The sequence below is a fragment of the Streptomyces sp. McG3 genome, assembly GCF_018619185.1.
In the GTDB taxonomy this organism is placed as follows: Bacteria; Actinomycetota; Actinomycetes; order Streptomycetales; family Streptomycetaceae; genus Streptomyces.
On the sequence record NZ_JAAXYC010000293.1, the window covers coordinates 1 to 9,989 of the forward strand.

Consider the following 9,989-nt stretch of genomic DNA (forward strand, 5'->3'; position numbering starts at 1 on the left):
AGATGTGTACAAGAGACAGGGGCCGTCCGCGGGGCGGGCGGTCATCGCGCCACCGCGTCGATCAGGCAGGCCGCGCGACCGCGGGCCGTCTCGGCCCGGACGACGTCCGACAGCCGCCGGACGCCCTCCCTGACCTGGCTCACGGAGGGGTAGGAGTAGGAGAGCCGCAGATTGCGCTCACCGCCCCGGGTGTGGAACCCGGTCCCGGGTACGTAGGCCACCCCGCCCTCGATCGCGCGGGGCAGCATCGCCCGCGCGTCCACGCCGCCCGGCAGGGTCAGCCAGACGAAGAACCCCCCGGCGGGCACCGTCCAGGACACCCCGTCCGGCATGGTAGCGGCCAGCTCGGTCAGCATCGCGTCGCGCCGGTCGCGGTACAGGCCCCGGGCGGCGTCGATGTGCCCCTGCCAGGACGTGGTGCTCAGGAAGCGGCTCACCGCACGTTGGGCGAGCTGCGAGTGGGAGAGCATCGCGCTCTCCGCGGCGAGGACCAGCTTGCCCGTGACGGTGCGCGGAGCGCGGACCCAGCCCACCCGGAGGCCGGGCGCGAGGGTCTTGGAGAACGAGCCCAGATAGACCACCCCTTCCGGCGCGTCGGCGCACAGGGCCCGCCGCGGCTCCTCGTCGAAGTGCAGCAGCCCGTACGGGTTGTCCTCGACGACCAGCACCCCGGCGCGCCGGCAGACGTCGATGACCTCCTTGCGCCGCTCCGCGCCGAGAACGCGGCCGGTGGGGTTCTGGAACGTCGGCACCGTGTAGTAGAACGTGGCCGGCCGCCCCTCGGCGGCGAGCAGCGCGAAGGTGTCGGCCAGCGCCTGGGGGATCACTCCGTGCAGGTCCATCGCGACCTCGACGACCCGGGCCTGGTGGGCGGCGAAGGTGCTGAGTGCCGTCACGTAGGTGGGGCCCTCGGTCACCACGCTGTCCCCCGGGTTCACGAAGACACGGGTCACCAGGTCGAGCGCCTGCTGCGACCCCACCGTGACCAGGACGTCCTCCGGTGACGCCTCGATGCCCTCGGCCCGCATGACCGCGCACACCTGCTCGCGCAGCAGCGGATCCCCCTGCGCGGAGCCGTACTGCAGGGCGCTTCGCCCTTCGACGGCGAGCAGGTCCCCGAGGACCGCGCGGAGGGCCTCCACGGGCAGGGCGTCGGGGCTGGGCATTCCCCCGGCGAGTGAGACGACATCGTCCCGGGCGGCCATCGAGAACAGCGCCCGGGTCTCGGAGGGCACCATGGCGTGCGCGCGGTCGGCGAAGAGCAGGGGCGGCCGGGGAGCCGCGTCGGGTGCGGGGGGCGGCTGGAAAGAGAGCATGACGTCTCCTGGAGAGGGCGGAGTGGGGCGGGTCGACGGTCCTTCAGACGGATGCCAGTTCCTGGCGCGGTTCGACCGGGTCCGTCGCCGGGGCCTCGGTCCGCGGACGGAAGCGGAGCGCGGCCCAGACACCGCAGGCCACGAACGGCACCATCAGTGCGGCGATGGCGAGGAAGCCGGCGTCGACCGACTGCCGGGAGGCCAGCCCCACGGCGGGCATCAGCGTGGCGGTGCCCAGGCCGATCGCGAGGAGTCGCAGCGAAGCCATCTTCGCCTTGTCCAGTGGACCGGCCTGCTGCTGCAGGAGGGTCAGCAGGGTGGTGATGCCGTTCAGGTTGGCGACGCCGGCCAGGAAGAACCCGGCGTAGTACAGGGCCGGGGAGGTCGTGAAGGCGAGCCCCAGAGCGATCGCCGCCTGGAGCGACATCCAGACCGGCAACAGGGCCGGGCGGACCGTCCAGCGCGTGAAGAAGGTCGCCGCGATCATGCCGACGCCCAGGGACCCCTGAAGGGTCGACGCAGCCCAGGACTGCCCGCCGGGCCAGGCGTCGACGAGTGGCACCACCAACGTGGAGAGGCCGTAGGCGTACACGAAGTCACCCGCGCACATCAGGACCATGCCGAACACCACGCTCTCGTGGCGGTGCCGGCGGAACAGGCCCGCCCAGTCCCGCAGCAGGTCCGGCAGGGCCGAGCGCAGGGTGGTGTTCCGCAGCCGTCCCGCCGACTCCTGATGCGACGTCCGCAGCCGTGAGACCACCAGAGCGGCGGTCAGGGACACGGCGACATCGACCAGCAGGGCCTGGGTGGCCGTACCGACCATCAGGACCAGCCCGAGCGCCGCCATGCCGGCCAGACTGCCCGCCTGGAACGCGATGCCGATCAGGCTGTTGAAGGCCACCGCGCGGCCGCCGGCTATGTGGTGTGCGGTGAACTTGAAGAACGCGGTGCGCTGCACGTTGTCGAAGACCGCCAGGAAGACGGCGGCCGTACCCACGACGGCCACCAGGCTGTCGTCGCTGACGGAGAGGGCGACCATGATGACGCCGACGGTCGCGGCCCGCAGGATGCTGCACAGCACGTACACGGTTCTGGAGTCGAAAGCGTCGACCAGCGGCCCGGAGAACGGGAGCACCGCCACCGCCCCGAGCCCCTGGAGGGCGAAGATCATGGCGAACGTCTGGGAGTCGCCGGTCTGCTGGAACAGCGTCTGCCCCAGCGCCAGGGTGTACAGGCCCACACCGACGCTCGACAGAAGCATCGAGCCGAGCATGGTGCGTGCCGTGGTGTCCCGCAGGATCATGACGCCACCACCCGGACCGTCGCCTTGCCGGTGTTCCGGCCGTCGAGCATGCCCAGGAAGGCGTCGACGATCCCGTCGAACCCCTCGGTGACCGTGTGCCGGTCGGTGACCGTGCCCGCGGTGAGCGCCGGCAGCAGAAGCCGCTCCAACTCCTGTTGCGCGTCCTGGTGGTTGCGCACGAGGAAGCCTTCGAGCCGAACGCTCTTCTCGACCAGTTCGAACAGGTTGCGCGGGGCGGGCGGCGGCTCGCTCGCGTCGTACTGCGCGATCGCGCCGCACCAGGCGATCCGGCCGAAGTCCCGCATCGCTCCGATCGCGGCCTCCAGGTGCTCACCGCCCACGTTGTCGATGTACACGTCGATGCCGTCGGGCGCCGCCTTCGCCAGCTGCTCGGCGAGCCGGCCGTCGCGGTGGTCGAACGCGGCGTCGAAGCCCAACTCCTCGACGAGGAGGCGGACCTTGGCCGGGGAGCCGGCGCTGCCGACCACGCGGCCCGCGCCCATCAGCCGTGCCAGCTGCCCGGCCGCGCTGCCCACGCCTCCCGCGGCCGCGGAGATGTACACCGTCTCGCCCGGCTCGATCCGGGCGACCCGGGTGAGAGCGACGTAGGCGGTGAGACCGGTGCCTCCGAGGATGCCCAGGTAGGCCTCGGGCCTTATGCCGGGAACCTGCGGCAGGACGCGTACGTCCTCGGGCCGGACAACGGCGTGGGTACGCCAGCCCTCGCGGTGGAAGACGAGGTCGCCCTCGGTCAGGCCGTGCGTCCGGGAGGTGGTCACCCGGCCGATGGACCGTCCCTCCAGGGGGGCCGACAGCTCCCAGCCGCCGTCCATGTTCTCCCGCATGTAGGGGTCGACGGAGAGCAGGACGTTCTCGACCAGGGCGGTGCCCGGGCCGGGGGCGGGAACCGGCTCGTCGACGAAGCGGAACTCGGCGCCGGTGGGCCGGCCCGACGGGCGGCTCACCTGGTGAACGGAACGTGCGCTGTGTGACATGGAGTGCTCCAGGGGTACGGGGAACGCAGTGGGCGAAGAGCCGTGCGGAGGCAGGAGAGGGGGCGTCAGCTCAGTCGGCGGTCCACCGTGGTCCGGATCTTCCCGCTGACCGGATTCCGTTCGAGCGCCCCTTCGGGGTGGCACTCGACCACGAGCTCGAACATCCGGAGCCCGTCGTCGTACAGCTGGGCGTCGCCGAGCACCGGGAACGCGTCGACGAGGGCGGCCCGCAGCACCGCCGCGTCCAGTTCCTCCCGCGACTCCGTGCGCAGCACCAGCGTCTCGGTGCCCTCACGCGTCATCAGCTCCGCCTGGAGCTGCGACACCTGGAACTCCTCCAGCGCGGCGAGAAGGTCGCCGTGGTGCACCGTCGCCGATTTGAACCTCAGTAGTCCGTCACTGCGCCCCAGGTACTCCAGCACCCGGCCCGGGACTCCGCAGGGGCAGTCGTGCGCGGTCAGCCGGCCCATGTCCCCGATGCGGTAGCGGATGAGGGGCCCCTCGAACTTCTGCATCGCGGTGATCAGCAGATGCCCGATCTCGCCGTCGCGCAGCGGGAGGCCGTCCTCGTCGACGACCTCGACGAGGTTGTAGTCGTCGTTGACATGGTGCAGCGTCCCGCCGAGCCGGTCGCACTGGTAGCCGATCTGCGCACCGTCGTTGGCCGCCAGGATGCTGGTGATGGACCGGGTGCCGAGCTCGTCGCGCAACCACTGCTTGTCGGACTCGGTCATCGGAGTGCCGCCGTAGACGACCTTCTCCAGCCGCAGGGAGGGATCGCGTCGCCGGGCCTCCCGGAGCAGCGGAAGCACCAGGGCGGGCTGGCCCAGCAGGACGTTCACCGAGAAGTCGCGGACCAGCATCAGCATCAGGTCCGCGGTGACCTGCTGCCCGGCGGAGAAGGCCTCCACCGGCATCCTGGACAGCTCACTGGCCGTCGTCATGAGGCCTCCGTAGAGGCCCCCGCCGACCAGGGCGTTGAGGACCCGGTCCCCGTTACGGATGCCCAGCGCCCGCAGCAGCGGGATCGCCTCGCGGACCATGTTCTCCCAGTCGGTGCGCGCGTACACGATGTACCGCGGGTCCCCGCTGGAGGCCCCGCTGCGCAGCACCTCCCCGCTGGGCGGCGCCCCGCTGGACAGGTCCGGGCTCCGCGGCAGCGATTTCGCCTCCAGCGTCGCCTTCTCCAGTACGGGCAGCCGGCCCAGGTCGGCGAGCCCGCCGATCCGCGGCAGGTCGCGGTAGTGGGGCGTGCGGCGGGCCATTCCGACGAGGTAGCGGAGCCGGGCGTCCATACGGGACGCGCCCTCGGGGTCGGCGCGGCGCGCGGCGTCCAGCGTGGTGCCGGCCAGGTAGGTGGAGGTGAACAGTTGCGGGAACCACGGCGCGCGGCAGTCGATGTCCGCCACGGGCGCCTGCGGCCCGTCCTGCCCGGACGTGACCCGGATGCGGATGGCGGGGGTCCCGGGACGCCCGGCCACCGCGAACAGCTCCCCCGAGGAGGCCGCCGCGTCGTCGGAGAGCACCACCAGGTCGGGGACCCGGACCACGACACCCCCGACGGCGGCGCCGGGCACCGCCGTCGAGGCCGCGGGCAGCGGGAACCCCGGCCCGCGCACCACCTCGAACACGGCGCGCCACAGGGCGGGCCGGGAGGTCCGGACCGTCACCGAGTTGCCCGTCGCCCAGGACAGCAGCAGCCCGCGGAGGGTGTTGCCGGCCCGGTCGTCGTCGAGGACGACCGCGCCCACCGGCTCGTGGGCCCAGACGTCGTCGGTGTCGACGAGTGGCCGCCAGGGGAACTGGCTCAGACCCCCGAGCGCCTCGTCGAGGGCCTGGGCCAGCGCGTCGCCGTCCAGCAGGGGCCCGAGTTCGAGGAGGTCGGCCTCCTTCAGCAGCCGGGCCACCGGGGAGGACGCGTCGGCGGCCAGGTCGCGCTGGAGGCTGCTCACGGCGAGCAGGAGATCGGTCGGGTAGTGGCGCGTCATGCCGCGCTCCCCGACTCGGCCGGGACCCGGGCCCCGGCGGTGACGGTGATGCCGGCCGCGCAGGCCCGCAGGAAGCGGCCCAGTTCCTCGGCGTCGTGGTGCGAGGCCTCGATGAACACGGGGCACTCCCATTCCTGGTAGGTGATGTGGTCGGGCAGCGGACGGTCGGCGGGCAGGAGGTACAGCCGGTCGACGCACGGGTGGTCCGCGAGACCGGGCGGAAGGACGATCTCGGCCGGTCCGGCCGGGAGATGGTGGCCCGGGAAGGCCAGCCAGCCGTGGTAGCGGCCACTGGGCGCGGACGTCGGCGGACGCTCCAGGCCCAGGCGTACGGCGATCTCGTGGGAGGGCAGGTGGACGCCGTGACGCCGCTCATGGGCCGTGACCACACCGGCTCCGCCGACCCGGTTGGCGACTTCCAGGAAGACGAGTTCGTCGTCGGCGGTGTGGAACGCCTCCAGGTGGACACAGCCGTCCTCGATCCCGAGGGCGAGCGCCACCTCCCGGGCGAGACCGCGGTGCGCTTCGGTCAGGGCTGTCTGGTGCGAGCCGAGCGGGGTGCCGTCGGCGTACTCGACCGGTTTGTTGACGTACCGGCTGGCCGCCAGTTCCAGGAACCTGCCCTCTCGCATCAGCCCGTCCAGGTGCAGGATGTCGCCCTCGACGTACTCCTCCAACTGGTAGTCCGCCGGGTCGGGCAGCCGGCGGTACGCGCTGAGCGCCGCGCGGGCGGTCTCCAGCACCACGACCCCCTCGCTGGAGGCCCCCGAGCGGGGCTTGAGCACCGTCTTCCCGCTCCACGGCAGCGGCCCGCAGGCGGGCGGCGCGCTCACGAAGCGCGGGTGGCGGATCCCCGAACCGGCCAACGCCTCCTTCATCCGGACCTTGTCCCGGACGAGCTCGACGCGGGCCGTCGAGGGGCCGGGCAGCCCCAGGTGGCGGCGGACGCGCACCGCCTCCAGGATCCCGAACTCCGAGAGCGACAGCACCTTCTCGTAGCCGTCGGACGGATGGACCCGGGCCGTCACCCCGGCCACCAGGTCGTCGTCCTCACCCAGCGGGATCAGCGTGCACCGCAGGCCGCCGGGGACCTCCCGCAGCGACGCCGGCCGGCCGATGTACGTCACGTCGTGCCGAGCGTGGTCGACGCCGAGGTGGTAGGAGATCTTGCGGTACGGCACCTGGTGGATCACGAGAATCTTCATCCGGAAAACTCCAAGGCTGTGATGCCCCAGCTGAAACCCATGGCGCTGGTGGCCAACAGGATCAGGTCACCCTCGCGGAGCTTCTTCTCCTCCTGGAGGTCGTTCAGGGCGATCAGGGTGTCGGCTCCGCCCATGTGGCCGAGCCGTCCATAGTTGAAAACGCTGCGTTCCGCGGGGATGCCCAGGGCCTCCAGGAGGCGTTCGTGCATCCCCTTGTCGCCCTGGTTGATCAGGAACCAGGCGACGTCACCGATCTCGCGCCCTGCCGCGGCCAGCGCCTCGCCGGCCAGCCGGCGGAAGTTCTCCACGTAGGCGGCGCCGAGCCCCCGCCGGTGTGGACCGCGCCGGATGACCACCCGGCCGTCGTGCCACTCGCCCCGGTAGTAGTCCGACCAGCTGGGGTCGGTCCGCATGGCCGAGTGGAGGACCCGGAAAGCGCAGCCGTCACCCGCCAGCAGAACCGCCGCGCCCGCATCACCGAAATTGAACAGCGCCTTGGAATCCGGGTCACCGTAGTCCACCATCCTGCTCAGCCGGTCGCCGAGGAGAACCAGCGTGTACGTGCCCGGCGAGGCCGCGACGGAGTCGGCCGCGAGGCGGATCGCGGTCAGGCCGGCGTTGCAGAAGTTCGTGATCTCGTAGCAGTGCGCGTTCCTGATGCCCAGTTCGTCGGCGACCTTGGCGGCCGGCGACCAGAAGGGGGTGTCCCAGACCCCGGAGCCCGCGTAGATCACCTCGCGGACGGCCGAGCGGTCGGTCCCCAGCCGTTCCAGCAGCCGGGAGGCCGCCCGCGACGCCAGCCCGGCCGACGTCTCGTGCTCCGCGAGGACCGGGAACGACCGCGTGTGGGTGATGGCCGCGAGGTCCGCGACAGGGACGCCCGAGACGAGTTGCATGTCCCGGATGTCCGTTGTCGCGGACGGGAAGCAGACGTCGAAGTCGACTATGCCGCCCACGGTTCCCTCGCCCCGATGCTCACACGGTGCACGGTGCGGTCGACGCCGGGCTGAACCGGAGTGGCCGCGTGGTAGGTGAGCTCGCACTTCCAGATCACCAGGTCGCGCGGGGTCCACCGGTGCTCGTAGACCCGTGCGGGGTCCTGGATCAGCCGGTCCAGGAGGGCGAAGAACTCCGCGTTCTCGTTCGCGTCGAAGCCGATCACGCGCTCCATGTACTCCGGCGCGCCGTACACGTAGCGGCGGCCCGTGGTGGGATCGGTCTTGATCAGCGGGTGCTCGACGGGCGGGTGCTGCTCCTCCACCAGCGCCCTGAACTCGGCTATGGACAGCCCGGCGTGCTCGGGCGAGATCCGCTGGCGCTTGGAGACGGTGTGCACCGCCGTGCGGCCCTCGACCTTCAGTTTCCACTCCTCCGGCAGCCGGTCGTAGACATCCGCCGCGTTGGCGTAGAGGGTGTGGCCGCTCGTCCCGGGGACATCGATGCCGTGCAGCATCGTGTAGGGCGGCGCCGTCCGCTGGTAGGAGGAGTCCTGGTGCCAGAAGTTGCCGACCCGGGCGACGCCGATCGCCAGGTTGTTCTTCCTGGCGTTGGAGGAGATCATGATCTCCTCGTGGTCCGGGTGGCGGTACTTCGCCATCAGGAAGGGGACGGGGCGACCGAGCCGGCTCGCCAGGACGATCTGCTGCTCCGGGGTGATGTCCAGGGAGCGGACGACGACCAGCTCCCGCTCGTGCAGCAGCGCGGTCAACTGCTCCCAGAGCGCGGGGTCCTGGAGGTCCTCGTAGGTCGCGCCGGTCACCTCGGCGCCGATGAAGGGCGTGAGCTCGCCGATCCGGATGCCGGTGGCGGTGTCGGTGGCCGTGTGGATTTTGGTCATGGTCATGCGACTCGTGTCTCCTTGTGCGTCGGGTGGGAGGGACGTTCAGCTGGGGTCGTCCGCCAGGCACCGTGCGAGCGCCTCGACGAACCCCTCGATCTGCTGTTCCGTGCGGAAGGGCGCCACGGTCACCCGGAAGCGCTCGCCGCCCCGGGGAACCGACGGGAAGTTGATGGGCTGCACGTAGACGGAGTGCTCGTCGAGCAGCCGGCGGGAGACGCGTTTGACGCGGTTCCCGCCCGGTACCAGGATCGGGACGAGGTGGGTGGGCGCGGGGACATGGGCGATGCCCGCCCCGGTGAGCCGCCTGCGCATCAGCTCGGCGTTGGCGTGCAGTTGCTCCCGCATCCGGGCGCCCTCGGGGCTCCGGATCACGGACAGGCTCGCCAGGGCGGCGTCCAGGGAGGCCCGGGGGATGGTCGTGGTGAAGATGAACCCCGGGGCGTGGGAGCGCGTGTAGTCGAGCGGGACGTCCGGGCCGGCCACGTAGCCGCCGGTGGAGCCCACCGCCTTGCCGAACACTCCCTGTACGAAGGTGGCCCGGCTCTCGCCGATCTCCTCGCAGACACCGGCTCCGGTGGGCCCGAGGACGCCGATCGCGTGGGTCTCGTCCAGATAGGTCTGCGCGTGGTAGCGCTCGGCCAGGTCGCAGATCTCGCGGATGGGCGCCACATCGCCGTCCATCGAGTACACCGACTCGAAGACGATCAGCTTCGGACGGTCCAGGGGCTGTGCCGCGAGGGCGAGTTCGAGGTCGGTGAGATCGTTGTGCGCGAAGACGTACTTGTCATTGCCGGATGCCCGCACGCCCTCGATCAACGAGCGGTGGTTGAGCGCGTCCGAGAACACCATGGTCTCGGGCTCGGCACGCAGGAGCGTGGTCAGCGTCTCCACGTTGGCCACGTAACCGCTGGTGAACACCAGCGCCCGCTCCTTGGCGTGCCACCCGGCCAGCAGCGCCTCCAGCTCCACATGGGCCTCGCTCGTCCCGGCGATGTTGCGGGAGCCGCCGTTGCCGGTGCCGTGGCGCAGGGTGGAGGCGATCTGGGCCCGCATCACGTCGGGGTGCTGGCTCATGCCCAGGTAGTCGTTGGTGCACCACACCTGGATGCGGCGCCCCTGGTGGAGGGCGTGCCCCCGGTCCTCCGCGAGGTAGGAGCAGGCGACGAAGTCGCGGTACAGCCCATCCGCCCTGAGCTTGTCGAGACCGGCTCTGAGGCCGGCGTAGGTATCTGCGGGAGGCGGGGCGAGAGTGGAGATCACGGTGCTGCCCTCTCGGGTCGGGGGACTCGGTTGATCACCACCATGAAGGTCGCCGTTCCCGATCCGTTCCCCGCCCGTTCCC

8 protein-coding genes are annotated in these 9,989 nt (G+C 71.4%); all 8 read right to left on the bottom strand.

All coding sequences use genetic code 11. The features are described from left to right. Positions 1–41: 41 nt before the first annotated feature. Complete coding sequence (locus HET64_RS31595) at positions 42–1,316, bottom strand: PLP-dependent aminotransferase family protein (RefSeq protein WP_215110577.1); 1,275 nt, start codon at positions 1,314–1,316, stop codon at positions 42–44. A 43-nt stretch (positions 1,317–1,359) separates the two neighbouring features. Then, a complete protein-coding gene (locus HET64_RS31600) occupies positions 1,360–2,619 on the bottom strand; it encodes an MFS transporter (RefSeq protein WP_215110578.1) in 1,260 nt (419 codons plus the stop codon). Further along, positions 2,616–3,614 carry an NADP-dependent oxidoreductase gene (locus HET64_RS31605; protein WP_215110579.1) on the bottom strand — a complete coding sequence of 333 codons (999 nt, stop codon included), beginning with the start codon at positions 3,612–3,614 and terminating at the stop codon, positions 2,616–2,618. Before HET64_RS31605 ends, HET64_RS31600 begins: the two co-directional genes overlap by 4 nt. A 65-nt stretch (positions 3,615–3,679) precedes the next feature. Next, positions 3,680–5,602, bottom strand: coding sequence for a phenylacetate--CoA ligase family protein (locus HET64_RS31610; protein WP_215110580.1), 1,923 nt, complete (start codon positions 5,600–5,602; stop codon positions 3,680–3,682). Continuing rightward, entirely contained in the window at positions 5,599–6,807 is a 1,209-nt protein-coding gene (locus tag HET64_RS31615) for an acetyl-CoA carboxylase biotin carboxylase subunit family protein (protein WP_215110581.1), read from the bottom strand. The genes HET64_RS31610 and HET64_RS31615 overlap by 4 nt, the downstream gene beginning before the upstream one ends. Next, positions 6,804–7,763 carry a 3-oxoacyl-[acyl-carrier-protein] synthase III C-terminal domain-containing protein gene (locus HET64_RS31620; RefSeq protein WP_215110582.1) on the bottom strand — a complete coding sequence of 320 codons (960 nt, stop codon included), beginning with the start codon at positions 7,761–7,763 and terminating at the stop codon, positions 6,804–6,806. Before HET64_RS31620 ends, HET64_RS31615 begins: the two co-directional genes overlap by 4 nt. After that, the gene (locus HET64_RS31625) at positions 7,751–8,650 is read right to left on the bottom strand and encodes a TauD/TfdA family dioxygenase (protein ID WP_215110583.1); all 900 of its coding nucleotides are present in this window, start codon (positions 8,648–8,650) and stop codon (positions 7,751–7,753) included. The genes HET64_RS31620 and HET64_RS31625 overlap by 13 nt, the downstream gene beginning before the upstream one ends. Positions 8,651–8,689: 39 nt before the next feature. Beyond that, positions 8,690–9,907 carry a 5-aminolevulinate synthase gene (hemA, locus tag HET64_RS31630; RefSeq protein WP_215110584.1) on the bottom strand — a complete coding sequence of 406 codons (1,218 nt, stop codon included), beginning with the start codon at positions 9,905–9,907 and terminating at the stop codon, positions 8,690–8,692. Positions 9,908–9,989: the final 82 nt, after the last annotated feature.